Origin of the sequence: Binatus sp. (SeqCode) (assembly GCF_035272065.1) — a bacterium.
Classification (GTDB): Bacteria; Desulfobacterota; Binatia; order Binatales; family Binataceae; genus Binatus.
Genome location: NZ_DATEQZ010000036.1, coordinates 26,357 through 51,082, shown reverse-complemented (window position 1 = coordinate 51,082; position 24,726 = coordinate 26,357). Strand labels below are relative to the sequence as shown.

Sequence of the window (24,726 nt, the reverse complement as noted above, 5' to 3'; positions counted from 1 at the left end):
GTAGAAGGACGGGGGCAGCGGGCGATGTCGCAAAGCGGCCCCGTGTTCGCCTCCGCCGCTCATCAGGAAGTCCATTCAGAGCGCTACTTCGCCGACAGATCCTTTTCATAGCAAACACTGTATGGATCCAACACGTATTCCCCGAACGGAGGAATGTTGCGATAGCCGAGGGACTCGAATAGAGCGATCGCCTCTGGCTGCTTGGTTCCCGTCTCGAGACGCAGCGTCGTGAACGCATTCTCAAGTCCCTTCCTTTCCAGCAGCGTCATGATCCTCGCCGCGATTCTCATACGGCGGTACTCAGGCCGCACGAAAATCCTCTTTATCTCTCCCACCGGTCCATCTGATGGACGGACTGCACCGCAGCCGACTGCCTTACCATGCACTCTGGCGACCACGAAAACCCCTGGGGGTGCTGCTGCCTCCCGCGGGTCGAAGGAATGGACCGGTCCGTCCGAGTAAAGTGCCCGCATATTCCGCCTATGCTCTTCAATCAGATTGAGCACCTCAGGTGAATCCGCCCTCTCTATTGAGACTTTGACATCCATTGCCTTACGAGGCCTCGCATTGAAAGAATTGAAACCTGATCCGAACACTCGGCAGCGCTTTCTCTCTTTGGCTCAGTTCGCAGTCAGAGTAACCATGTCGGCGCGAACTCAGCCGACGCACCATCATCAGAGTGCTGCGTACTACAAGGCTTATACTCAAGGCAGGCCAGGACATCGCGAAGGTCCACTCTAGTAGCCCAGAATGCGATCGACCTGGTTCAGGAGCGGGCGGTTGGCGGCGAAGCGTTTCAGGTTTTCGATGAAGAGTTCACAGGCTTTGTCCATGTAGCCGCGATTGGCGCCGGAGATGTGCGGCGTCAGGATGACGTTTTCCAAATCCCACAGTGGGCTGCTTGCTTCGAGCGGCTCATGCTCGAACACATCCAGCCCTGCGCCGCCGATCTTGCCCGCAGTCAGCGCCGCAGCCATCGCGCGCTCGTCGATCACTTCGCCGCGGCCGATGTTTACCAGGTACGCGCCGGGCTTCATTGCGGCAAACTCGCGCTCGCCGATGAACTTGCGCGTATGGTCGGTGAGCGGCAGGGTGACGGACACGTAGTCTGATTCGCGGAGGATCGCTTCGCGCTCGTCGGAACCGAAGTAGCGCGCGGGAATTTTGCCTTCGGGATCGCCCAGCCCCGCGGGACACCATCCGGGATCGACGCGGTCGAACGGGTCGCGCTTGAGCGCGAGCACCTTCATCCCGAACGCGGCCGCGAGCCGCGCCGTTTCCCTGCCGATCGAGCCATACCCAATGATGCCGAGCGTCTGCCCGCGGATATCGTCGACACCTGCCATGAAAGCGCCCGAGCGCATCCACTCGCGGCGAACCTGCGCTCGAATCGCGAGATGTATCCGATGCGCATACGCGAGCATCGAGGCGAGCGTGTATTCCGCGATCGGGGTCGCATGAATTCCGCTCGCGGTCGTGATCGGGATTGCGCCGCCCTTGAGCGGTCCACCGAGTACGTGATCGGCGCCCGCGCTGAGCAGTTGAATCCATTTGAGCCCGCGCGCGCGATTCGCGATGTCGTTGGGCACCCGAAACGTCAGCATCACGTCGCATCCGCCGGCGACGAACTCGCTCACTTCCTCGACCGTTCGGAATTGGCGATCGGCCACGTCGGCTCCCGGCACCGCGTTCAGGATTGCGGCGCGCTGCGCGGGTTGTAGAGCGACTGTGGAAATTATTTTCATGAACGCATCAAACTCTCGCATGGGTTCGCGCGAGCTTCAAGGAAAAATCGTCCAGCTTGAGGAGATCAGGCGGCGGGCTTATATTTGCAGTGTTCCTTGTTCATCGGATCGAGCGCCGCGCGCATTGAGAATGAAGCTGCAAAAGATACTCACCTTAGGAGTCGCGATAGCCGCATTGTTCGCGCTCTCTCAGATTGCGATCGCGCAGAACCAGAACTCGCAAGACGGTTCGCAGGGCGCGGCCAACTCCACCACCCGCGGAATTGCGGGCCAGGGCGGCAGCGACGACGCGACGCTCGAGATTGCGCCGCAGCCGGGCCTGGTGGCGCCGAGACCCGCCGTCAAGGTAATTCCCAGCGACCGCAACTTTAATCCGGGCGAGGGCACCTCCTCGATCGAGCCGAACTTCCGCCCCGGCACCGAGAACGGCACCGGCGATCTCGACAGCAATGGCAACGGCGATAGCAACAGGCCGCATGCGCGGCCCTATCTCGGTATTACCGTGCAGTACGTGACGAAGTGCTACCAGGGTGGCGAGGAGCACGGGCTCGAGGTGCTGACAATCGATCCCAACAGTCCCGCCGCGCAGGCGGGTTTGCAGGCGCGATCGGGGATGACGGCGGTCGGCGCGGCGGTCGAGACGCTGAGCGGAATTCTGCCCGGCGGTTCGATACTGGCGAGCAAAGCGCTGAGTACCACCGGAGCGATGGGGCAGGGCGGAGATCTGATCGTCGCGGTTGACGACAAGCGCGTGCGCGACCAGAGCGATTTGGAAAACGCGATGGCGCGGCTGAAGCCGGGGGACACGATGTACCTGACGGTAATCAGGCCGGACGGGTCGGACGAGCGCGCGCCGCACAGGACGCTCAAAATTGCGGTGCGGGTCGGCGCGGTTGGCGAGCCGATCGCGAACGCGGCGCCACCGGGCGTTGACAACTTCACGCACTAGAATCGCGTTTTCATTTCAATATTTTTCTCTCGGTACCGCGGCGGCGCTTCGGCACGCGTATTTTTCCGCCTTGAGCCTCGCTGAAATCGGACTTACTATCGTGACTGAGCGCAGAAATCCGCATCGAGGTGATCGGTCATGCGAAGTCCGAGCGTCCTCATCGGCTGGCCGCTGCTAGTCGTCCTTCTATACCCCTGCGCGCTCCTCGCGGCGGACACTTCCATCGAGAGCGCTTCACCGTCGATAGCGGCACAAACCAACGACGCCGCGAATCTGCACCTGCCGGCAGGACAGCCGGGTAACGGCGCGACGAGGAGCATCCCGGCGCGACAGCCGGGTGAGTCGACGACGCTCGAAGTCGCGCCACAGCCGTCGGCCAAGGTTCCCGCGCCTGACGCTCGCGAGACCGCGGAGCAACGCGCGTTTCGCCAGGCGCGCGAAGCGGAAATCGCAAGGCTGAATCGCAATTTTCATCCGCACGATCCCGACGACGATCACCACCGGCCCTACCTCGGGGTTGATCTCGAGTATACGACGCAGTGCTATCTCGGCATGGAGGAGCACGGACTGGAAGTCGTTAACGTCTATCCGAACAGCCCCGCGGCGCGCGCCGGTTTGATCGGGAGAACAGGAAGCACGCCGGCGGGCGACCTGAGCGCGCTTGGTAGTGTGCTGCTAGGCCCGGTCGCGCTGATTACTTTTCCGCTGCTGCGGAACTCCGGCGCGCTGGGTACCGGCGGGGATCTGATCGTCGCGGTGGACGACAGGCGAGTGCGCAACAAGGATGAGATTCTGAGCGCGCTCGGCCATATCAAAGCGGGCGACACGACTTACATCACGGTGATTCGGCCGTTGCACGGCGGATACCATCGCACGATGCGGATTGCGCTGCACATCGATCACGAAACCGATGCGAAGGGGAATATAATTCTGCCGCCGGGGCTGTCGCCGGGTGCGGCGCCGTCAGTATCGACGGAAAGCGCGGTGAATTGAACTGAGCGACCGGCACGATGTATGCGTGTTAGACTTGAAAGGCTGGCTCTCAGCCAGAGTCAGGTCAGATGGCGCGCGCTTACATAGGAACTTCGGGATGGAACTACCGACATTGGCGCGGCACCTTCTTTCCCGAGGAGCTTCCGACGAAGCAGTGGCTCTCCTTCTACGCAAGCCGCTTTAACTCAGTCGAAATCAATTACACGTTCTATCGGCTGCCATCGAAGGAAGCCTGCGAGGCATGGTACCGGCAAACGCCGGAGAAATTTCGCTTTGTAGTGAAAGCGTCTCGCTACATCACTCACATAAAGCGTCTCCGTAACGTGCACGAGTCCTGGCACGATTTTCTTGATCGCGTCCTTGTCCTGAAAGAGAAACTTGGACCCATTCTGCTTCAGTTTCCTTCGAATTTTCGGGCGTCTGAGTCAAATCTCGAAAGCGTCGCTGAGTTCCTGGAATACGCGGGCCGCGCCGACTCACGACGTCTTGCGCTGGAATTTCGCGATCGGTCCTGCTTCGAGAAAGAGATGATGGCGGTTCTGCGTAAGCATCGCGCCGCACTCGTGATTTCTCATTCCAGCCGGTACCCGGTACCTGAAGTCAACGCAACCTCCGACTTTATGTATTTCCGGTTTCACGGACCGAAGGAAATGTTCGCGTCGTCCTACTCTGATGCAGAACTCCGGGAGTGGGCGACTACCATGAACGCATTTCTGGGCAGGCGACGCGATGTGTATGCGTACTTCAACAATGACGCGGGGGGCCACGCTCCCCGCGATGCTCAGGTTCTATTGCAACAATTGCAATCATCCGGTCATGAATCGCATACCAAGGTAAAGAAAAATCTTCTTGCTCCAGGCGAAGTGACTCGGCCAGCTTGAAGGACGCCCGTGACGCGCGTTCGCGCGCGATTTTCTGCTATCATCTTTGTCACGCCAGCGGCGTGTGCGCTCCTCGCGCGCATCGCCGCAGGGCGAATTTGCGTATTGGGATCGGAAAAAGTTGCAACGAAGCCTCAAAGAAGCGGCCGGCGAACTCGAAGCGCGGCTGGCGGCAAATACCGAACGCCGATTCCCGGTGATGGGACTGCGCGGCGCGGCCGGCGCTCTGATGATCCGCGAGATGCGGCTGCGGCTGACGCGTCCGATCGTCGCCGTCACGTCAACCGCTTCGGAAGCCGAGGCGCTCGCGGGCGAGGTCGCATTTTTTCTCGGTGAGGCCGCGGATGCCGACGCCGCCACGCGCAGGGTGCATCTGATCCGCTCGTGGGAAGTGAAACCGATGGCGCAATTGTCGCCGCCGACCGACGCGCAGGCGTCGCAACTGGCGGCGCTGTACGCGATGCTGCGGCATGAGTCGCCGCTGATCGTCACGTCGGCCGAAGCGCTGATGACTTGCACGATTCCGCGCACGGTCTTCGACGAATCGATCGTCAAGGTCGGGATTGGCGATCGGCTGGATCTCGACGCCCTGGTCGAAGCGCTCGCGGCATGCGGCTATCAGCGCGTGCCGCAGACCGAGGAGGTGGGCGACTTCAGTGTGCGCGGCGGAATCGTCGATGCGTTCTCGCCGCTGTACCGCGACCCGATTCGCATCGAGCTCGAAGACGACCTGATCACCTCAATTCGCCATTTCGATGCGGACAGCCAGCGCTCGGGCGCTGAACTCGTCGAAGCGACGATCACGCGCACGCGCTACGTGCCGCCGTCTGCCCTGAAGGATCCGAAGCTGCGCGAGCGGGTCGCGCTGCGCGCAGCGGAAATCGGCATGGTGCGCAAGGAGGCCGCGGAGTTGTCCGAGGCGCTCGAGAACGGCCTGCTGTTTCCGGGTGCGGAACTGCTGATGCCGTACGTGTACGGGCGCCCGCTCGACAGCGTGTTCGACTATATGCCGGCCGGCACGCTGCTCTGGCTCGTCGATCCGGGGCGCGTCCTCGCCGAGGCAAATTGCTTCGCCGATACCGTAAACAACGAGACCGCGGCGGCGGCACAGAAGCCCGCGTTTCATCCTGCGCCGGATTCGCTGTTCGTCGGCGCCGACGCGTTCGAGCGCTCGCTTGGAAACTTCACTGCGATCGAGGTCGGCTCGCTGGTGACGATGGCCGCGCCGCGCGAAGGATGGGCGGTGCCGGTCGAGATCAAGTCGCAGAACAGCTTGCGGCTGGGGTCGAATCAGCTGAGCGGAGTGCGGACGCCGCCGAGCTTCGAGCCGCTGGCGACGGAACTTCGCGAAGTCCAACGCGGGCAGGGACGTTCGCTGATGGTCGTCGAGGGCCCCCATCAGGTGGCGCGCCTGCGCCGTCACCTGGAGGCGTGGGACCTCGAGGTCAACGTCGAATGCAAAAGTCTGTCGGCGCTGTTCGACTGGCCGGACTACCGCCCGGCGATCGTGGAGGGCGAGATTTCGGCCGGCGTCGTTTTGCAGGAAGACGGGCTCTACGTTTACAGCGAAGAGGAAATCTTCGGCGAGCCGCGCGCGCGACGGCGCAGGCGTCCGACGGCGAAAGGCGCGCTGCTTAATCTCAAGGAATTGAAGCCCGACGATTTCGTCGTGCACATCGATCACGGCATCGCGAAGTACCGCGGCCTACGGCATATGAAGGTCGCCGACGTCGAAGGCGACTTTCTCAATCTCGAATACGCGGGCAACGACACGATGTACGTACCGGTCGAGCGGATAAATCTTGTTCAAAGATACATCGGCGGCGACAACGCGGAGCCCAAGCTCGACAAGCTGGGCAGCGGCTCGTGGGAGAAGGTCAAGCGGCGCACGCGGCAGGCGGTACTCGCGATGGCGGCCGAGTTGCTCGACATCTATGCGGCACGCGAGGTGATGGAAGGCCACGCCTATCCGGCGCCGGGCGCGGATTACGAGGAGTTCGCGTCGCGCTTCGAGTTCGAAGAGACTCCCGACCAGCAGTCGGCGATCGACGACGTCATCCGCGACCTGACGCGCGTCAAGCCGATGGATCGCCTGATCTGCGGCGACGCGGGCTTCGGCAAAACTGAAGTCGCGCTGCGCGCCGCGTTCATCGCGGTGATGGACGGGCGGCAAGCCGCGGTGCTGGTGCCGACGACGATCCTCGCCGAGCAGCACTGGAATACGTTTCGCGAGCGCTTCAAGGACTACCCGGTGCGCGTCGAGATGGTCTCGCGGTTTCGCAGCCACAAGGAAAATAAAGCCGTCATCGAGACGGCCGCCGCAGGCAAAGTCGACATCATCGTCGGGACGCATCGCCTGCTGTCGAGCGACGTGCAGTTCCCGCGGCTGGGCTTGCTGGTGATCGACGAGGAGCATCGATTTGGTGTGGTGGACAAGGAGCGAACCAAGAAGCTCAAGAAGCTGGTGCCGGTATTGACGATGACGGCGACGCCGATTCCGCGCACACTGCACATGGCGATGCTCGGCATCCGCGATCTCTCCGTGATTCAGACGCCGCCGCCGGACCGCCAGGCGATTCGCACCTTCGTCGCGCATTTCGACGACGCCACGATTCGCGATTCGATTCTGCGCGAGCTGAATCGCGGCGGCCAGGTGTTCTTCGTTCACAACCGCGTCGAGAATATCGACTACATGGCCGCTCATCTGCGCTCGCTGGTGCCCGAGGCGAAAATCGCAATCGCGCACGGCCAGATGAAGGAGCGCCAGCTCGAGGATGTAATGCGCGACTTTATCGAGAAGCGCGTCAACGTGTTGGTGTGCAGCGCAATCATCGAATCGGGCCTGGACATTCCCAACGCGAACACGATGATCATCAATCGCGCCGATCATTTCGGTCTCGCACAGCTCTACCAGTTGCGCGGCCGCGTCGGCCGTTCGCGCCAGAAAGCGTACGCGTATCTGCTGATTCCCGGCGAACACATCATCACGCGCGACGCCAAGCGGCGAATCGACGCGCTGCGCGAGCTGGTCGAGTCCGAGAGCGGCGGCGGCTTCAAGCTCGCGATGGCCGATCTCGAGCATCGCGGCGCCGGCAACCTGCTCGGCCACGAGCAGCACGGAGAGATCGCGGCGGTCGGGTTCGAGCTCTATACCGAGATGATGGAAGAGGCGATCGCTGAACTGCGCGGCCAGCCGAATCGCCCCGACTTCGAGCCCGAACTTCGAATCGCGGTGCCCGCGTACATCCCGGAGGCGTACGTATCCGACGAGAACGAGCGGCTGGTGCTCTATCGGCGGCTCGCGCGCGCGAATCGCGAGGAGGATCTCGGCGAGATTCGCGACGAGATGCGCGATCGCTTCGGCCCGGTGCCGACGCTCATCGAGAATTTGATCGCGGCGATGAATGTTCGACGCCAGATGAAGCAGTTGATGATCATGAGCGCGATTCTCAAGGGCTCGCAGCTCGAAATCCGGTTTCATCCCGACGCACCGGTGGATACCACGCTGCTCGCGAAGCTCGCGGATCAGAATCGGCGCACGATGCGGCTGACGCCGTCGTACCAGGTGATTGCGCGAATCGAGCCCGGAGATTACGAGCAATTGTTCGCGCAACTCGACGGCGTCTTGCAGGCCCTGGCGGGCTGTGAAAAGTTGGAAAACTGGCATGCCGCGAAAGTCGGGCATGCCGTCAACTAGATTGAAGCACAACGAAAGATTGTTCTCGCGCGCCGGCGCGCGACGCGGCGCGGCGCCAGTGCTGACGGCGTTGGCAATAGTTCTGGCGGGCGCGCTTTCGGGTTGCGCGATAGATTTCTTCAAACCAGAGTCTTACGCGTTTCTCAAGCAGGCAGGCTCTTCCGCCATGACAGCGCCGCAGGCGCCGACGGTGCCGCGGGATTCGCCGGGAGCGGTTAACCCGTCGCGGACGCCCAAGGAAACTTTTCCGGAGGCGCCGAGTCCGGTAGCCGAGGCGAAAACGGACGAACCGCCGCCGCCTGCTCCGGTCGAGCAGCCTGAGACCGCGGATGAGGCGGTGGAAGAGAGCAAGCCGGCGGTGGATCGCGTCGTCGCCAGCGTTGACGGCGATCCGATCACGATGCGGGAGGTCAAAGATTTCTCGGCGCAGCATGGACAGCCGATCGACACCGACGATTTCGCTTCGTCGGACACCGCCAAGACCGCGGTGAAGGCGTTGATCGGTGAAAAATTGCTCGAGCAGGAAGTGAAGAAGTACGATGACAAGGTCGACGACGCGCAAGTCGATAAGTACATCACGCAGTTGCGGATGGAAAAGCACATGAGCGACGCGGAGTTCCGCGCGCAACTGCAGGCGAGCGGGATGAGCTACGATGAACTGCGTAAGCGCGCGCGGCTGGACCTCGAAAAAGCGATGATGATCGAGCAGGAAGTCCGCGCGAAGATCGACGTGCCCGACGCCGACATCAAGGCCTACTACGACGCCCACAAGGACGACTTCACCATTACCAAGGAGCGTCTGAAGCTCGCGCAGATTCTGATCGCGCTGCAGGCGAACCCGACGCCCGCGCAGGTCTCCGCCGCGCAGAAGAAGGCCGAGATGATTCGCGCGCGTGCGGCCAAGGGCGACGACTTCGGCGACCTCGCGCGCGTCTATTCAGACGACGACTCAAAGTCCAACGGCGGCGAACTCGGATGGTTCGCGCCGGGCGATATCAATGACGCGATCCTGGCCGGGGTAAAGCCGCTCAAGCCTGGCGAAGTTTCGGCGCCAATTCGCACCAGCCACGGCATTCATATCGTCAAGCTCGAAGAGCACGAAGTCCCCGGTGTTGTCCCGCTCAGCGAGGTCAAGGCGCAGATTCGCGCTCAACTGACCGATCAACAGACCAGCGAGCAGCTCGAGAAGTGGGTTGAATCCGATCTCGTCAAGCAACACTACGTCGAGACCATGTACTAGATGATGACGGCGCCGAGACGAAAGACGCCGCCGTTGTTGGCGATCAGCATGGGCGATCCGGCGGGCGTCGGTCCCGAGGTGATCCTCAAGGCGGGCTCGGCGCTCGCGAAACGCCGCGGCGCGCCGTCGATTGCGGTGGTCGGGGACTTGTCCGCGATGCGCGCGACCGCCGCTCGCCTGCGCGACGTGCCGGCTCCTTGCGAGTGGCATCCTGATGAGCCGCCGATTCGCCTGACGAAAGGACTCGGCGTACTTTCGATATCTAACTTGTCGGCGCGCGCAATTCGCCCGGCGCATCCTACCGTCGAGGGCGGCGGCGCCGCGTATGATTACATTGTCACTGGCGCGCGAATGGCGATTAGTGGCGAGGTCGACGCTCTCGTGACCGCGCCGATCAGCAAGGACTGGATGAACCGCGCGGGGCACCATTTTCCCGGGCATTCGGAGCTGCTGGCGGAGATGTCGCGAACCCGGCTGTGGCGCATGATGTTCGCGGGCGGCGAGCTGACGATCGCGCTGGTGACTGCGCATATCGGATTTGCAAAAGTGGCGTCTGCACTGAAGCAGCGCAATGTGCTGGATACTATTCGCCTGCTCTCGACGCACCTACGCGGAGCGCTCGGCGTTGCACAGCCGCGAATCGCAGTGCTCGGGTTGAATCCTCATGCGGGTGAAAGCGGGATGTTCGGTGACGAGGAAATCCGCGTGATTGCGCCGGCAATTCGACGCGCGAACCGCGAGGGCATCGACGCATACGGTCCCCTCGCGCCCGACACCGCGTTCATCCGCAAGGCGGGCGCGTTCAGTTTCGACGCGGCGGTTGCGATGTATCACGATCAGGGCTTGATTGCGCTCAAGACGCTGGAATTCGACCGCGCGGTGAACATCACGATTGGATTGCCGTTCGTGCGGACCTCGCCCGATCACGGCACCGCGTTCGACATAGCAGGGAAGGGGATTGCGAATCCGTCGAGCATGATTGCCGCGATCGAGTATGCGTGGCGGGCCGCGATTGGCCGCGAAAAGATCGCGCGGCGGGCGGCGGCGTAAGAGCGATGGCCGATCGAATCGTCATCAAGGGCGCGCGCGAGCACAATCTCAAGAATATCGATCTCGAGATTCCGCGCGACCGCCTGGTCGTGATCACCGGGCTCTCCGGCTCTGGCAAATCGTCGCTTGCCTTCGACACGATTTACGCTGAGGGCCAGCGCCGCTACGTCGAGTCGCTGTCGGCGTATGCGCGCCAGTTCCTCGAGCAGATGGAGAAGCCCGACGTCGATTCGATCGAGGGATTGTCGCCCGCAATCTCCATCGAGCAGAAGACCACCTCGCGCAATCCGCGCTCTACTGTCGGCACGATCACCGAAATCTACGACTACCTGCGCCTGCTGTTCGCGCGGGTCGGGCATGCGTTCTGCTACAACTGCGGCCGCGAAATAACTCAGCAGAGCGTGCAGCAGATCGTCGATCGGATCATGGGATGGCCCGACGGTTCGCGCATTCACGTGCTTGCGCCGATCGTCCGCGATCGCAAGGGCGAATATCGCAAGGAACTGTCCGAGATGAAGCGCGCGGGCTTCGTGCGCGTGAAGATCGATGGCAAGCTCTACGAACTGGGCGAGGAGCCGGTGCTTAACAAGAATCAGCGCCACACTATCGAGGTGATGGTCGATCGGCTCGCGATCCGCAAAGGAATCGAGAAACGCCTGTCGGACTCGCTCGAAGTCGCATTCAAATACGGGCAGGATCTGCTCAAGGTCGAGCGCCTGGACGGGCCGAAGAACGAGAGCGAGATCTATTTCAGCCAGCGCTTCGCATGCGTCGATTGCGGAATCTCATATCCGGAAATCGCGCCGCGGATGTTCTCCTTCAACAGTCCTCACGGCGCGTGCACGGAATGCTCGGGCATCGGCTCGATCATGTATTTCGATCCCGAGCTGGTCGTGCAGAACGAGGACTTGAGCATCGCCGATGGCGCCATCGCGCCGTGGGCGACGATGAACTATCTGCAGCCGGTGCTCGACGCGCTCTCGCGGCACTACAAGTTCAGCCTCGATCAGCCGTGGAAAGAAATCCAGGCCAAGGTGCGCAAGGCGATCATGTACGGCTCCGGCAGCGAAGAGATCGAGTTCGCCTACCAGCGCGGACGCCATCGCGCCGAGTACTCGAAGACCTTTGAAGGCGTGCTGCAGTGGCTCGATCGCCGCTACAAGGAGACCGAGTCCGAAGGCGTGCGCGAGTTTCTCGAGGCGTACATGAACATGCGGCCGTGTCCGACCTGCGCCGGCGCGCGCCTCAAGAAGGAAAGCCTGTTCGTGCGCTTCAACGGCAAGTCGATTTCCGAAGTGACGGCGATGTCGATCAAGCAGGCGCTCGCGTTCTTTGCCACGCCCAAGCTGAGCGCGCAGGAAGCCGAAATCGGGCGGCTCATTCTGAAGGAGATTCGCGAGCGGCTGAATTTCCTCGGCGACGTCGGCCTCGAGTACCTGACTCTGGATCGCCCGTCGGGCAGCCTCTCAGGCGGCGAGGGCCAGCGCATTCGCCTCGCCACGCAAATCGGTTCGAGCCTCGTCGGCGTGCTCTACATACTCGACGAGCCGTCGATCGGACTGCATCAGCGTGACAATCAGCGCCTGCTCGCGACGCTCAAGCGCCTCAAGGAACTCGGGAACACCGTGCTGGTGGTCGAGCACGATCGCGAAACGATGCTCGAGGCCGATCATCTGATCGACATGGGACCCGGCGCCGGAATTCACGGCGGCTACGTCGTCTCGCAGGGAACTCCTGACGATGTGATGCGCGACGAGAACTCGCTCACCGGCAAGTATCTCTCGGGCCAAGTCGAAATTCCCGTGCCGTCGCGCCGCCGCCAGCTCTCGGGCCGATGGCTCACCGTAAAGGGTGCGCACGAAAACAATCTGCGTGATCTGACGGTCGCGATTCCGCTCGGCGTCTTCACCTGCATCACCGGCGTTTCGGGTTCCGGCAAGTCGACGCTCGTGCTCGACACGATGTATCGCGCGCTCTCGCAGAAACTTAATCACAGCCGCGAGCGTGCGGGCGCATACAAGACGATCGAGGGCGTCGAGCATCTCGACAAGGTCATTCACGTCGATCAAAGCCCGATCGGACGCACGCCGCGCTCGAACCCCGCGACCTACACCGGCCTTTTCACCCATATCCGCGAGCTGTTTGCGCAACTGCCAGAGGCGCGCATGCGCGGTTACGGCCCGGGGCGATTTTCGTTCAACGTCAAGGGCGGGCGCTGCGAGGCGTGCGAAGGCGACGGCATCATTCGCATCGAGATGCACTTTCTGCCCGACGTTTACGTCACCTGCGAGATCTGCGCCGGCAAGCGCTACAATCGCGACACGCTCGAGATTCAGTACAAGGGCAAGAACATCGCCGAGGTCCTCAACATGACCGTGCTCGACGCGGTCGAATTCCTCGGCTCGGTTCCGCCCATTCGGCAGAAGCTCGAAACGCTGCGCGACGTTGGCCTCGATTACATTCATCTCGGCCAGTCCGCGACGACCCTGTCCGGCGGCGAGGCGCAGCGCATCAAGCTTGCCAAGGAACTCGCGCGGCGCGCGACCGGCCGCACGTTTTACATCCTCGACGAGCCGACGACCGGCCTTCACTTCGACGACATCAAGCGGCTGCTCGGCGTGCTCGGCCGCCTCGCCGACGCGGGCAACACCATAGTCGTGATCGAGCACAATCTGGACGTCATCAAGACCGCCGACTATCTGATCGATCTCGGACCCGAGGGCGGCGATCGTGGCGGCCAGGTTGTCGCAAAAGGCACGCCCGAGGAAGTCGCCGGCGTGAAGGCGTCGTACACCGCGGGCTTTCTGCGCCAGGCGCTAAACCATCGCGCCGCCGCTTAGTCTGATTTCGTCGCGGCCACACCGTCGTAAATAATTTTCCCGTCGATAACGCGCGCGAACGATGCGATCACGTGCGGCGACAATTTCCGGGTCGGCATGATGTGCTCGACGGTCCAGTCGCGCACCACCAGATTGTCCGAGATGATTCGCCGATGGCATCGCCACCACAGTCCTTCCGAACACATGTACGCGGTCCGCGCGCCCGTGGCTGCATCCACCAGTTCGCGCAAGCCATCATCGAAATCCGCACTCTCGGTGTAATCCGCGTACGATCTAAACGCTGGATGCTGCCACGCCGTGTGCGGCGAGTCGTCGCGCTTCGAATGACGCCTGCCGCCGAGCCGCTTGATCCATCGATATTCGATTCCCGCGCGCCCGAGCGATCCGGATAGTTCCGCCTGGTTGAACTGCGGCCACCGTTTCGAGCTGGGGAACGATCGCACGTCGGCGACAATCGCGATGCGATGCTCGCCGAGCAAGTCGAGAAAGCGCTCGATCGGATGCGTCGAGTGTCCGATCGTGAAAATCAGCGCGGCTTTATTGGGCGCTGCCGGCGTCGGCTGCCTTCTCCATCTGCGCGGTTTTGATCTTAGCGTCGGCCTGGTTCGCGACCGCGACCACGATCATCGAATCGGGATGCAGATATTTTTTCGCAACCGCCAGCACGTCATCCTTGGTGACCGATCCGATCAGCTTCGGATACTGCTCCGCGTAGTCGAGCCCCAGACCGTAAAACTCGATCTGCACCATGAACGATGCGATCGCACTCTGCCGCTCGATCCCCAGCGGGAAGCTGCCGATGAGAAACTTTTTCGCGTCCTCCAGTTCAGCGTCGCTGACCGGTTTTTCCTGGATCTCGCGAAGCTGCTGCAGTATCAAATCTATCGCCTCATTCGAACTCTGGTTCTTGGTCTGAAGGCCGACGCTGAACGCGCCCTGGAATTTGCCCGGCTCGAAACCGCTGTTGATCGAGTAGGCGAGCCCGTGCGCGCTGCGAACCACCTTCACCAGCCTCGACGAAAATCCGCCGCCGCCCAGGATGTAGTTCATCACTTTCAGCCGGTAAAAATCCGGATTCGACCGCTCAACGCCGCCGGAGCCCATCATGATGTTGGCTTGCATCACGTTCCGATCGATCAGTTTCACATGCAAACCGGGCACGACGTTGATCGGCGCGGGCTCAGCCTGAGGCGCGACGGAACCCGTTAGGCCCGCCAGTTCTTTCTCAAGTGATACTTTAACTTCGTCGGCGTTCACGTCGCCGGCCACCGCGATGATCGCGCCGCCGAGCTTGTAGTAGTCGCGATAAAATCCGCGCACGTCGTCATTGGTGAGCTTCGCCACCGACTCCGACGATCCCGCGCCCGGATGTCCATACGGCGAGTCGCCGAACAGGTCTTTGGTGAATTCCACGTCCGCGGTGTAGCCCGGTTGCTCTTCCGCCGATTTTATTTCCGCGACCTGCTCCGCGCGTTTGCGTTCGATATCAGCGTCGCGCAGTCCCGGCTCCGTCAAAATTCCCGCCAGCAGTTTCAGCGTCTCGGCCTGGTACTTCTTCAGCGACGTCATCGCTCCCGTCGAGTAGTCGCGGCCCGCCGCCACTGCGACCGAGCTGCCCATGAAATCGACTTTCTGATCGAACTCCGGCGCGGTGAGTTCCCTGGTGCCCTGCGAAAGGCATCGCGCCGTCAAGTCGGCCAGCCCTTCCTTGCCCTTGGGATCGCGCCTCGTTCCCGCGTCGAACTCGATCATCATCGTCACCATCGGCAGCTGATGCTGTTCCGAGACGAGCAGGGTCGCGCCGTTGCTCAGCGTCATCTTCTTGATGTCGAGCGCATGCGACGGCGTGGCCGCCAAGACCAACGCCGCCATCGCCGCGACACTCGCAAACATTTTCATCCGCATCGTCGCGCCGCTCACCGCAATTCTCCGCCGCTCAGTCCGCCGCCGCTGTGATTCAGCACTCCCGTCGGCACCAGTACGCCTTGAGTCATGTTGGACGCGACCAGGTAAGTCTTCGCGACCCGCTGTACGTCAGCCGCTGTCACCTTGTCGATTCCGTCGAGATACTTATCGACCATATGGTAGTCGCCGAGCATTTCGTACACGCCCAGCATCTCGGCCTCGCGCATGACCGAGTCCTGCCCGAACACAAATTGCGCCTGCTCCAGATTCTTGGCCTTCTGCAATTCCTCCGCGCCTACCGGAGCATCGCGCATCGCGGCGAGTTCCTTCTCGACTTCGACCTGCGTATTGGCCGCCGTCACGCCGGGCCGCATCTGCGCCGACACGATGAACAATCCCGGATCGAACGACGTCATGTCGTAGCCCGCGCCGATATCGACCACCATCTGCTTCTCTACGACCAGCTTCTTGTAGAGCCGCGAGCTCTGCCCGTCGCTCAGAATTTCCGACGCCACTTCGAGCGCGTAGCTGTCCGGGCTGGAGATATTCGGCACGTGATACGCCTCTTCGAACGCCGGCAGGTTCGCCGCATGTTGCAGCTCGACGCGCCGGGTTCCCTCTTGTGGCGGCTCGAGTTCCGTCACCGGCGGCGCCTTGGGGCCGTTCTTGATTCCCGCGAACGCCTCGCTGATTTGCTTCAGCACCTGGTCCGCGTTGAAGTCGCCGACCGCCACGATCAGTGCGTTTTGCGGCGAGTAGTAAATCTTGTGATACGCCATCGCGTCCGCCAGCGTCAGGCCGTCAACGTCGTGGAACCATCCGATCACCGGCCAGTGGTACGGATGCGCCGCATAGGCCTGCGCGCGTACCATCTCGTCGAGCGCGTCCTCCGGATTGTCGTCCGTGCGCAAGCGCCGTTCCTCGAGCACGACGTGCTTCTCCTTGTCGAAATCCTTGGGCTCGAAGTTGCCCATCCGATCGGCTTCGAGCGTGATCGGTACGTCGATATGATCCTTGTTGATCGTCTCGAAGTAATCCGTGAAGTCCGATTCCGTGAACGCGTTATCCTCGCCGCCGTTCTGCTGGATTATTTGCGAAAACTCTTCGGGTCCGAGCTTCCTGGTGCCCTTGAACATCAGGTGCTCGCACAGATGCGACAGGCCCGTCTTGCCGAAGTGCTCGTTGCGCGAGCCGACGCGGTAGAAGACGTTAAACGTCGCCAGCGGCGCCTTGTGATTCTCGAGCACCAGCACTTTGAGCCCGTTGGGCAGCGTCTGGGCCTTGACCGCGTCCGCAATTCCCGCGCGCGCGGGAACTGAAGAGGCTAGGCATAGAAGGGTACCGAGCGCCGCCATCGGAACGAGACGGCGATGATTGCCAAAGATCGTGATGCGCATAGCTATGAGATCATCTAAGTCTGCCGCTCACCAGCAAGTCAAGGAATCAAAAATTCAAACGAGGGACCCGGATCTTTTTCGATGCGGGGCGATTCGACTTTGCTCGGGCCCGCCGCGCCAAGCTTGCTCGACGCTCTGTTTGTGTAGTCTTGAGTGCGAGTTCACCTATGAGCGTCACTTCGACAGCATCCGCTTTCGATTCTCTGGTTTCTCACCGCGCTCCAGCATCGGCTCGACGTTGCCCGTGATCAGGCGCGCGCCGCGATCGTTGCGGACGTACGTCCACGCCCATTCGACGATCACGATGAACCGGTTGCGAAATCCGATCAGAAAGAAAATGTGCACGAACAGCCACATCAGCCATGCGACCAGGCCGCTGAGATGCAGCCCTGCTATGTCAGCGACGGCAGCGGCTTTGCCAATCGTCGCGAGAGTACCCTTGTCGCGGTAGTGAAACGGCAACGTCGGCTCACCATGAATCAGGCGCGTGACGTTCCTCGCCGCATGCCGCCCTTCCTGCATCGCGGCCGGCGACAAACCCGGCACCGGTTTCCCGTCCGACGAGATCGACGCCAGATCGCCAATCACGAACACGCTGTCGGCTGCTGGGACCAAAAGATCCTGATTCACGATTACGCGGCCCGCGCGATCCAGCTTGACGTCGGCTCCCAGAGTCTTGCCCAGCGGCGACGCTGCGACGCCTGCCGCCCAGATTACCGTGCGCGAGTCGAGCCGCGCGCCGCCATGCATGACGCCGCGATCGTCGACTGCTGTCACCGGAGAATCCGTGATGACCTCGACGCCCAGCCGCTCCAGTTGCCGCCGCGCGCTCGCCGACGATTCGGGAGACATCGCGGGCAGCACGCGCGGGCCCGCCTCTATAAGAATTATGCGCGCGTTGCCGGGATCGATTGTTCGAAAATCGCGCTCGAGCACGCGCCGCGAAATCTCCGCGAGCGCGCCCGCCATCTCGACCCCCGTCGGCCCGGCGCCGATTATCACGAACGTCATCCAGTTCGCGACTTCCGCCGCGTCGACCTCGCGCTCGGCCGCTTCGTACGCGACCAGCACGCGCCGCCGTATCTCGACCGCATCTTCGAGCGTCTTCAACCCGGGCGCCGCTTCGAGCCATTCGTCGTGCCCGAAGTACGAATGCGTCGCGCCGCTCGCGACGATCAGATAGTCGTACGCCACTTCGCCGTCCGCTAGCTGCACGATCTTCCGCCGCGTGTCGATCGACACCGCCTCGCCAAGAATCACGCTGGCATTGCCCTGGCGCCGCAGTATCCGTCGTATCGGCGACGCGATGTCGCTCGGATTCAGGGCCGCCGTCGCAACCTGGTACAGCAACGGCTGGAACAGGTGATGGTTGCGCCGATCGATCATCGTGAGCCGCACCGGCGCGTGCTTGAGCGCCCGCGCCGCCGCGATCCCGCCGAACCCACCGCCGATGATCACGACATGCTTTGCGGATGATGCCACAGCGTCTACGATCCAGAGCGTATCTCTGCCGCTCGAGCGGATCGAATACTCTTAAGCGCCGCGTCGCTATCGGGTAAGGTCAACGCTCTCGTCATGAACGCAATCCTGTTGGTCGATAAGCCTGCCGGAATTTCGTCGGCGGAGGTGGTGCGTCGCGTCAAATCGCGCGTGAAGCCGGCCCGCGTCGGACATCTCGGGACGCTTGATCCGTTCGCGACGGGCTTACTGCCGATCATGATTGGCGAGGCGACCAAGCTCGCGCCGTTCATCGATGGCGGCGACAAGGAGTACGCGGGCCTGATCCGGCTCGGTGTCGAGACCGACACGCTCGATCGCGACGGCGCCGAAGTTCGCCGCGCCGAGGTGCCGGCAATCTCCGCCGAGAAACTCGCGCGGGTCTCTGCACAATTCACGGGCGCGATCGAGCAGGTTCCTCCCGTGTACTCGGCGATCAAACGCGCCGGCGTGCCGCTCTACCGGCTCGCGCGCCGCGGCGACGACGTCGCGCCGCCCGAAAAACGCAGCGTCAAGATCAAGCGCCTCGATCTCGTTTGCGGAGCGCCCGACACGATCCGATTCGTCACGACCTGCTCTCCCGGCACTTACGCTCGCTCGCTCGCACGCGACATCGGCATCGCGCTGGGCACGGTCGCGCATCTCGACGAGCTCCGCCGCACCCGCAACGGCGCCTTCTCGATCGCCGACGCGACGCCGCTGGCCGACATCCTCGCCGCCCTCGATTCCGGCGCGCCACTAGCCCGCCTGATTTCTCTTCGCGAAGCGCTCGTCGGCTTCCCTGAGTTGGTCGTCGATACCACCGCTGAAAAGCGCCTCCGCAACGGCGACTCGCGCGCACTTGATTCTCAGGTTCCCCCGAACGGACCGCTCTTCAAAGTGATATCGCAGGGCGGCGAACTGATCGCAGTAGCGCGGGCAACCTCACGCGTGACCGCGATAGTCGAGCGCATCTTCAATCCCCCCGATTGAGAGCGAAAGGTTGTCCTCAACATTTCGCGCCTAATACTGGGTGCAGGGTCACCCTGCCGAACGACGCGTGAAACCCACCGCGGGTTTCACATACAATCAAGTTCCTTCCTTTCCGCCCATTTTCCCGCGCCTTTACTCCCCGTCCCGGCTCTGTTAATTTGGGTGGGCTAAAGATAAAGGAAAAAGGGAAAGTAAGAACTCCGAATGCCTCTTCCATCAGCCCGTAAGCGGGAAGTCATCCAAGCCAACGCTCGAACCACCAACGATAGCGGCTCGCCTGAAGTTCAGGTTGCGCTGCTCTCGGCCCGGATCGACCAGTTGACCGAGCATCTCGCGGCGCACAAGAAGGATCATCACACGCGCCGTGGCCTGTTGCGATTGGTCGGCAAGCGTCGTCGGCTGCTTGATTACCTGCATTCGCGCGACTTCTCGCGCTACAAAGGGCTGATCGAAAAGCTGGGCATCCGGAGATAGGCCGCACATATTCTGCCGCGACGCCCTCAACACATCGGGCGCGCGGGCCTTGGCTGCCACTCTGGCAGGTAACAGGGCGCGTCCTCTGTGACGCCTCGCGGGCAGTGAAAAAACCGCAATCGTCGCGTGGCCTCAAATCCTCCCTCAGGTATCACTAATGTACGAAAAACTCGAAATTGATTTCGCGGGGCGCAAGCTCTCGCTCGAAACCGGCCGCCTGGCCAAGCAGGCGCATGGCAGCGTGCTTGCGACTTACGGCGATACCGTAGTGCTCGCGACCGCAGTCTCGCAGTATGAAGCGCGGCCCAACATGGACTTCCTGCCGCTCACCGTGGACTACGTCGAGAAGACGTTCGCGGCCGGCAAAATCCCCGGCGGTTTTTTCAAGCGGGAAGGGCGCGCCTCCGAAAAGGAAATTCTCACCTCGCGCCTGATCGACCGCGCGATGCGCCCGCTGTTCCCGAAGGGCTACGATCGCGAAACCCAAATTATTGTGACCGTGCTATCCGCCGATCGCGACAACGATCCCGACATGCTCTCGCTGATTGCGGCCTCGGCCGCGCTGCTGGTCTCCGACATCCCGCACAAAGGCCCGGTCGCGTCGGTTCGGATGGGCCGCGTCGAGGGCAAAATCGTCGTCAATCCGACTCACACCGAGCTCGAGGGCAGCGACGTGTCGCTCGTCGTCGCGGCGAGCCCCGAGTCGATCATGATGCTGGAAGGCGGCGCGCACATCGTTGACGAAGAGGTGATCCTCGAAGCGCTGTTCACGGCGCACGAGTCGATGCAGCCGATATTCGCGATGCAGGAAGAATTGCAACGCCGCGCGGGCAAGCCCAAGCGCGAGTTCGCGGTAAAGGAACGCGACGCCGCCCTGTTGAAGGCGGTCGAAAAGAGCATCGGCGATGGAATCGAGAAGGCGCTCGCCACCAAGGGCAAGAAGGAACGCGCCGCTGCCGTGTACGCGGTCAGTGACAAAGTTGTGGCCGAGCTTGCCGAGAAATTTCCCGAGCGCTCCAAGGAGATCGTCGACGCTTGCGACTACCTCGTGCGCACTCGCGTTCGCCTCGCAATCCTCGACGACGACAAGCGTATCGACGATCGCAAATCCACCGACATCCGCAACGTCAGCGCCGACGTGCAGGTGTTGCCACGCACGCATGGCTCCGCGGTCTTCACGCGCGGCGAGACCCAGGCGCTCGCGACCGTTACGCTCGGCACGTCGTCCGATGAACAGAAGATCGACGCGCTGCTCGGCGAGCGCTTCAAGAAATTCCTGCTGCACTACAACTTCCCCCCGTTCTCGACTGGGGAAGTGAAGTTTCTGCGCGCTCCGTCGCGGCGCGAAATCGGCCACGGCGCACTCGCCGAACGCGCGCTCTCTCCCATCCTTCCCGACGAAGCCGACTTCCCGTACACGATTCGCGTCGTGTCGGACGTGCTCGAATCCAACGGCAGTTCCTCGATGGCCACGGTGTGCGGTGGCAGCCTCGCGCTGATGGACGCGGGTGTGCCGACCAAGGCGCCGGTCGCGGGCATCGCGATGGGCCTGGTCAAGGAAGGCGACAAGGTCCGCGTGCTCACAGACATCCTTGGCGACGAGGACCATCTCGGCGACATGGACTTCAAGGTGGCCGGCACCAAGGCTGGCGTCACCGCGATCCAGATGGACAACAAGGCTGGCGGTGTGTCGAAGGACATCATGCGCCAGGCGCTCCATCAGGCGCGCGACGCGCGCTTGCACATTCTCGGCGTGATGGAGAAAGCGCTGCCCTCGGCGCGCAAGGACGTCTCCAGCTACGCGCCGCGAATCGTCACGCTGCATATCAAGCCCGACAAGATTCGCGAAGTGATCGGCCCGGGCGGCAAGGTAATCCGCGGACTGGTCGAGCAGACCGGCTGCAAAATCGATATCGAGGACGACGGCACGGTGCTGATCGCGTCGGCCGACGGGACCGCGATGGAAAAAGCGATCAGCATGATCCAGGCGATCACCGCCGAGCCCGAAGTCGGCAAAATCTATCACGGCACGGTGCGCAAGATTGTCGAGTTCGGCGCCTTCGTCGAGATAATGCCGGGCACCGACGGCCTGCTGCACATCTCGCAGATCTCGAACGACCGCATCCGCCGCGTCGAAGACGTGCTGCACGAAGGCGACGAGATCAACGTGAAGGTGCTCGACGTCGATCGCAGCGGCAAAATCCGGCTCTCGATGCGCGAAGCCGAGCAGGAACCAGGCAAGGGAAATTAGTCCGCGAATGATTCAAAAGAGCGTTATCGGAAACGGCGTGCGCATCCTTACCGAGGCGATGCCGCAGGTCGTTTCCTCGTCGATCGGCATCTGGGTCGAGAACGGCTCGCGCTACGAGGCGCCGGCCGAAAACGGCACCTCGCATTTCATCGAGCATATACTTTTCAAGGGCACCGAGAAGCGCACCGCCGCGCAAATTGCCGAGGCCTTCGACGCGGTCGGCGGCGTGCTCAACGCCTTCACCGGCAAGGAATACACCTGTTACTACGCCAAGGTGCTTGGCAAGGACCTCGAGATGGCGACCGAGGTGCTCGCGGACATTTTCCTTGACTCGGTTTTCGATCCCGACGAGATCGAGCGCGAGCGCCAGGTTGTTTTGCAGGAAATTTCCCAGGCCGAGGATACGCCCGACGATTTCATCCACGACCTGTTCACCGAAGAATTCTGGAAAGGTCATCCGCTCGCGCTGCCGATTTTCGGTTCAATCGCGACGGTAAATAAGATCGACCGCGAGCAGCTGATTTCGTTCATGGCGGAGCGCTACCGCTCAAGCCGTGTCTTCATCGCCGCGGCCGGCCAGGTCGAGCACGAGCGCCTCACCGCGAAATGCGCGGGACTGTTCGGCGGCGTCGCCGGTGACGGCAAGGTCGAAAAATTCTCGCCGCCGGTGGACAAGCCTCTCGTGCTGACGCGCGAAAAGAAACTCGAGCAGGCGCACATCTGCATTGGCGGCCCCGGCATCAGCCAGTCGCATCGCCTGCGCTACGCAGCCTACGTGCTCAACACCGCACTCGGCGGCGGGATGTCGTCACGGCTGTTCCAGGAAGTCCGCGAAAAGCGCGGCCGCGTCTACAGCATCTACTCGTTCATCTCGTCGTTCATTGATTCGGGTTACTTCGGCGTCTACGCCGGCACCAATCCCGAGTGGGTCGACGAAGTCCTCGAAGTCACAGTTGCCGAACTTCGAAAGGTAGAGCTCAACGGTCTCGAGCCAGCCGAGCTATCCCGCGCAAAAAGCCAGCTCCAGGGCAACATGCTGCTGGGAATGGAATCCACCGACAGTCGCATGAACCGCCTCGCGCGCAACGAGATCTATTTCCGCCGCGACGTCTCGCTCGAAGAATTATCGGTGGGAATCGAAGCCGTCACCAACGACAACATCGTCGAGCTGGCATCATCCTGGTTCCAACCCGACAAGCTCGCGATGGTCCTGCTAGGCGACCTCAAAGGCCGCAAAATCGGCCGCGAAGTCTTCGCCCCGCTCGCGTAATTCTTGTAGATTCCTAGATTTCGTCGCGGATTATTCTTGTCGCTATCACCAGTGCGGTGGCGCCTGCGGTGGACATCAGAATAGCGCCGATGAAGTTGTGCGCTTGCACGCCCAGCACTGCGAAGATCATTCCTCCGATCACGCCGCCCAGCAGGCCAAGCCCGACGTCAGCCATCATGCCGTAGCCGTTGCCGTTGAGAATCTTTCCGGCCAGCCATCCCGAGATAAGTCCGATTAAAATCCATGCGAACATGATTCGCCTGTCCTCCCTCTTGTTGAGCCTTCGTTGGGTAAGAGAGCAAGAGCGTTGCCATCGGGTTTTGCGATGATTGTGTATGAATCAGGTCCAAATCGGGAAGCCGCGATGCCGCGTTTCGACTGCACCGCCGTGTTGCGGCTGCGGTGCAGGTTGCGAGGTCAGGAGGTTTAGCTGAAACTTAGCGGCGCGGATGGCTGGTCGAGCAAAATTGCGGGGAGCTATTTCGGGATTTGGCGAGGTTGCTGCGCGAGCGCATCTGGCTGGATGGCGTACGCGCGAGAATGTTGCAATCGCAGCGATCCATGATCCGATCTCGGAGCGCCGTCACGAGGCGATTCGACTCATCAAGAATGTCCGCGTGTATGACGACCTCGAACTGATGCTCGATGGTGAGGCGCTCGATTTTGTCGATGTCGCGAGTCCGCCGGGATTGCATCACGTGGCCGTGCGCGCGGCGCTTGCCGCCGGGGCGCATGTGCTCGTCGAGAAGCCGCTTGCGCTCACGCTTGGCGAGTTCGATGAGCTTGCTGCGCTCGCCGCTGAGAAGCGGCGCGTCTTGATGTGCGTGCACAATTGGAAATACGCGCCTGCTTATGCGGTTGCGCGCCGAGCGATTGAAGACGGGAGGCTGGGCGCTATTCGGTTCGTATCGATCGATCGGCTAAGGACCGAGCCTGCCGGTGCTGGCGGCAGTGGTGCGAAGTGGCGGGCGTTGGCGGCGTCGGGTGGCGGGATTCTGATCGATCACGGATGGCACGTCTTCTACCTGATGTATTGGCTACTCGGCGGAGAGCCGCCCGCGTCAGTTTCGGCGCGGCTCGAGTCGTCGGCTGGCGTCGATGTTGACGACGTGGCCGACGTGCGAATCAGTTTCGGGAGTGGAGCGTTATCCCGGGCACACCTTTCGTGGCGCGCGCCGGTTCGCCGGACTTCGGCGCTTATCTATGGAGAGCGCGGCAGTCTCGAGATTGAAGGAGATCGCGTGATGCTTACCGGTCGGTCGGGGAAGGTTGAAGATTTGTCTGTCGCCGACATGGCCGACGATTCGTACCATTCGGCATGGTTCGCTGGAGTGGCGGCGGAGTTCGAGCGAGCGGTCGCCGAAGGAACCGATTCGCCCGTCGCAAACCGCAACCTAGCCGAGGCGCGTGTTGCGCTGATGCTAATCGATGCGGCGCGGAAATCGTCTATCAACAACGCTCTTGAAATGAAACTCTAGTAAAATCGGATAGTTAGCGCGAATTCGCGGCCGTAAGCTGTTTTGGCTCGCGCTGACCGACTGACCGCTCGGACTGTCACTCTTGAC

General features: G+C 62.0%; 19 protein-coding genes. 12 read left to right on the top strand and 7 right to left on the bottom strand.

Features of this window, described 5'->3' with window-relative positions; translation table 11 throughout:
* Positions 1–83: 83 nt before the first annotated feature.
* On the bottom strand, positions 84–548 hold the full coding sequence (locus tag VJX68_RS06095; protein WP_324094775.1) for a GNAT family N-acetyltransferase: 465 nt from the start codon (positions 546–548) through the stop codon (positions 84–86).
* A gap of 189 nt (positions 549–737) precedes the next feature.
* The gene (locus VJX68_RS06090) at positions 738–1,745 is read right to left on the bottom strand and encodes a D-2-hydroxyacid dehydrogenase (RefSeq protein WP_324094774.1); all 1,008 of its coding nucleotides are present in this window, start codon (positions 1,743–1,745) and stop codon (positions 738–740) included.
* A gap of 130 nt (positions 1,746–1,875) precedes the next feature.
* On the opposite strand from VJX68_RS06090, the gene VJX68_RS06085 reads away from it, so the two are divergent.
* The 7 genes from VJX68_RS06085 (at position 1,876) to uvrA (ending at position 13,395) form a co-directional block, all read left to right on the top strand.
* Entirely contained in the window at positions 1,876–2,694 is an 819-nt protein-coding gene (locus VJX68_RS06085; RefSeq protein WP_324094773.1) for a PDZ domain-containing protein, read from the top strand.
* A 138-nt stretch (positions 2,695–2,832) separates the two neighbouring features.
* On the top strand, positions 2,833–3,687 hold the full coding sequence (locus tag VJX68_RS06080) for a PDZ domain-containing protein (protein WP_324094772.1): 855 nt from the start codon (positions 2,833–2,835) through the stop codon (positions 3,685–3,687).
* A gap of 68 nt (positions 3,688–3,755) precedes the next feature.
* A complete protein-coding gene (locus tag VJX68_RS06075) occupies positions 3,756–4,568 on the top strand; it encodes a DUF72 domain-containing protein (protein WP_324094771.1) in 813 nt (270 codons plus the stop codon).
* A gap of 121 nt (positions 4,569–4,689) precedes the next feature.
* Complete coding sequence (mfd, locus tag VJX68_RS06070) at positions 4,690–8,265, top strand: transcription-repair coupling factor (RefSeq protein ID WP_324094770.1); 3,576 nt, start codon at positions 4,690–4,692, stop codon at positions 8,263–8,265.
* Positions 8,252–9,505, top strand: coding sequence for a peptidylprolyl isomerase (locus VJX68_RS06065; RefSeq protein ID WP_324094769.1), 1,254 nt, complete (start codon positions 8,252–8,254; stop codon positions 9,503–9,505). Before mfd ends, VJX68_RS06065 begins: the two co-directional genes overlap by 14 nt.
* Positions 9,506–10,555 carry a 4-hydroxythreonine-4-phosphate dehydrogenase PdxA gene (pdxA, locus tag VJX68_RS06060; RefSeq protein WP_324094768.1) on the top strand — a complete coding sequence of 350 codons (1,050 nt, stop codon included), beginning with the start codon at positions 9,506–9,508 and terminating at the stop codon, positions 10,553–10,555. It begins immediately after the preceding gene.
* A 5-nt stretch (positions 10,556–10,560) separates the two neighbouring features.
* Positions 10,561–13,395, top strand: a complete 2,835-nt coding sequence (gene uvrA / locus VJX68_RS06055) for an excinuclease ABC subunit UvrA (RefSeq protein WP_324094767.1) — start codon at positions 10,561–10,563, stop codon at positions 13,393–13,395.
* On the opposite strand, the gene VJX68_RS06050 is transcribed toward uvrA, so the two are convergent.
* From VJX68_RS06050 to VJX68_RS06035, 4 genes are all read right to left on the bottom strand, one after another.
* The gene (locus tag VJX68_RS06050; RefSeq protein ID WP_324094835.1) at positions 13,392–13,892 is read right to left on the bottom strand and encodes a DUF488 domain-containing protein; all 501 of its coding nucleotides are present in this window, start codon (positions 13,890–13,892) and stop codon (positions 13,392–13,394) included. The two genes, uvrA and VJX68_RS06050, sit on opposite strands and share 4 nt — an antisense overlap.
* 40 nt (positions 13,893–13,932) lie before the next feature.
* Entirely contained in the window at positions 13,933–15,315 is a 1,383-nt protein-coding gene (locus tag VJX68_RS06045; protein WP_324094766.1) for a M16 family metallopeptidase, read from the bottom strand.
* A complete protein-coding gene (locus tag VJX68_RS06040; RefSeq protein ID WP_324094765.1) occupies positions 15,312–16,697 on the bottom strand; it encodes a M16 family metallopeptidase in 1,386 nt (461 codons plus the stop codon). The genes VJX68_RS06045 and VJX68_RS06040 overlap by 4 nt, the downstream gene beginning before the upstream one ends.
* 174 nt (positions 16,698–16,871) lie before the next feature.
* On the bottom strand, positions 16,872–18,179 hold the full coding sequence (locus tag VJX68_RS06035) for an NAD(P)/FAD-dependent oxidoreductase (RefSeq protein WP_324094764.1): 1,308 nt from the start codon (positions 18,177–18,179) through the stop codon (positions 16,872–16,874).
* A 93-nt stretch (positions 18,180–18,272) separates the two neighbouring features.
* Between VJX68_RS06035 and truB the strand changes: the two genes are divergently transcribed.
* The 4 genes from truB to VJX68_RS06015 all read left to right on the top strand — a co-directional run bounded on the left by truB (position 18,273) and on the right by VJX68_RS06015 (position 23,161).
* Entirely contained in the window at positions 18,273–19,166 is an 894-nt protein-coding gene (truB, locus tag VJX68_RS06030) for a tRNA pseudouridine(55) synthase TruB (RefSeq protein ID WP_324094763.1), read from the top strand.
* A 204-nt stretch (positions 19,167–19,370) separates the two neighbouring features.
* Positions 19,371–19,640, top strand: coding sequence for a 30S ribosomal protein S15 (rpsO, locus tag VJX68_RS06025; RefSeq protein ID WP_324094762.1), 270 nt, complete (start codon positions 19,371–19,373; stop codon positions 19,638–19,640).
* A 157-nt stretch (positions 19,641–19,797) separates the two neighbouring features.
* Positions 19,798–21,891 (top strand): polyribonucleotide nucleotidyltransferase, encoded by a 2,094-nt coding sequence (gene pnp, locus VJX68_RS06020; RefSeq protein WP_324094761.1) that lies wholly within the window; start codon positions 19,798–19,800, stop codon positions 21,889–21,891.
* 7 nt (positions 21,892–21,898) lie between these two features.
* Complete coding sequence (locus tag VJX68_RS06015; RefSeq protein ID WP_324094760.1) at positions 21,899–23,161, top strand: M16 family metallopeptidase; 1,263 nt, start codon at positions 21,899–21,901, stop codon at positions 23,159–23,161.
* A gap of 13 nt (positions 23,162–23,174) precedes the next feature.
* Here VJX68_RS06015 and VJX68_RS06010 read toward each other — a convergent pair whose 3' ends face one another.
* On the bottom strand, positions 23,175–23,414 hold the full coding sequence (locus VJX68_RS06010) for a hypothetical protein (protein ID WP_324094759.1): 240 nt from the start codon (positions 23,412–23,414) through the stop codon (positions 23,175–23,177).
* A 214-nt stretch (positions 23,415–23,628) separates the two neighbouring features.
* Here VJX68_RS06010 and VJX68_RS06005 point away from each other — a divergent pair, with 214 nt between their 5' ends.
* Positions 23,629–24,639, top strand: coding sequence for a Gfo/Idh/MocA family protein (locus tag VJX68_RS06005; protein ID WP_324094758.1), 1,011 nt, complete (start codon positions 23,629–23,631; stop codon positions 24,637–24,639).
* Positions 24,640–24,726 lie beyond the last annotated feature (87 nt).

Bases quoted from the DNA above. Each gene is read 5' to 3' on its own strand.
- VJX68_RS06095 (WP_324094775.1), bottom strand. From the start codon at position 548: ATGGATGTCAAAGTCTCAATAGAGAGGGCGGATTCACCTGAGGTGCTC.
- VJX68_RS06090 (WP_324094774.1), bottom strand. From the start codon at position 1,745: ATGAAAATAATTTCCACAGTCGCTCTACAACCCGCGCAGCGCGCCGCA.
- VJX68_RS06085 (WP_324094773.1), top strand. From the start codon at position 1,876: ATGAAGCTGCAAAAGATACTCACCTTAGGAGTCGCGATAGCCGCATTG.
- VJX68_RS06080 (WP_324094772.1), top strand. From the start codon at position 2,833: ATGCGAAGTCCGAGCGTCCTCATCGGCTGGCCGCTGCTAGTCGTCCTT.
- VJX68_RS06075 (WP_324094771.1), top strand. From the start codon at position 3,756: ATGGCGCGCGCTTACATAGGAACTTCGGGATGGAACTACCGACATTGG.
- VJX68_RS06065 (WP_324094769.1), top strand. From the start codon at position 8,252: ATGCCGTCAACTAGATTGAAGCACAACGAAAGATTGTTCTCGCGCGCC.
- pdxA (WP_324094768.1), top strand. From the start codon at position 9,506: ATGATGACGGCGCCGAGACGAAAGACGCCGCCGTTGTTGGCGATCAGC.
- uvrA (WP_324094767.1), top strand. From the start codon at position 10,561: ATGGCCGATCGAATCGTCATCAAGGGCGCGCGCGAGCACAATCTCAAG.
- VJX68_RS06040 (WP_324094765.1), bottom strand. From the start codon at position 16,697: ATGCGCATCACGATCTTTGGCAATCATCGCCGTCTCGTTCCGATGGCG.
- truB (WP_324094763.1), top strand. From the start codon at position 18,273: ATGAACGCAATCCTGTTGGTCGATAAGCCTGCCGGAATTTCGTCGGCG.
- rpsO (WP_324094762.1), top strand. From the start codon at position 19,371: ATGCCTCTTCCATCAGCCCGTAAGCGGGAAGTCATCCAAGCCAACGCT.
- pnp (WP_324094761.1), top strand. From the start codon at position 19,798: ATGTACGAAAAACTCGAAATTGATTTCGCGGGGCGCAAGCTCTCGCTC.
- VJX68_RS06015 (WP_324094760.1), top strand. From the start codon at position 21,899: ATGATTCAAAAGAGCGTTATCGGAAACGGCGTGCGCATCCTTACCGAG.
- VJX68_RS06010 (WP_324094759.1), bottom strand. From the start codon at position 23,414: ATGTTCGCATGGATTTTAATCGGACTTATCTCGGGATGGCTGGCCGGA.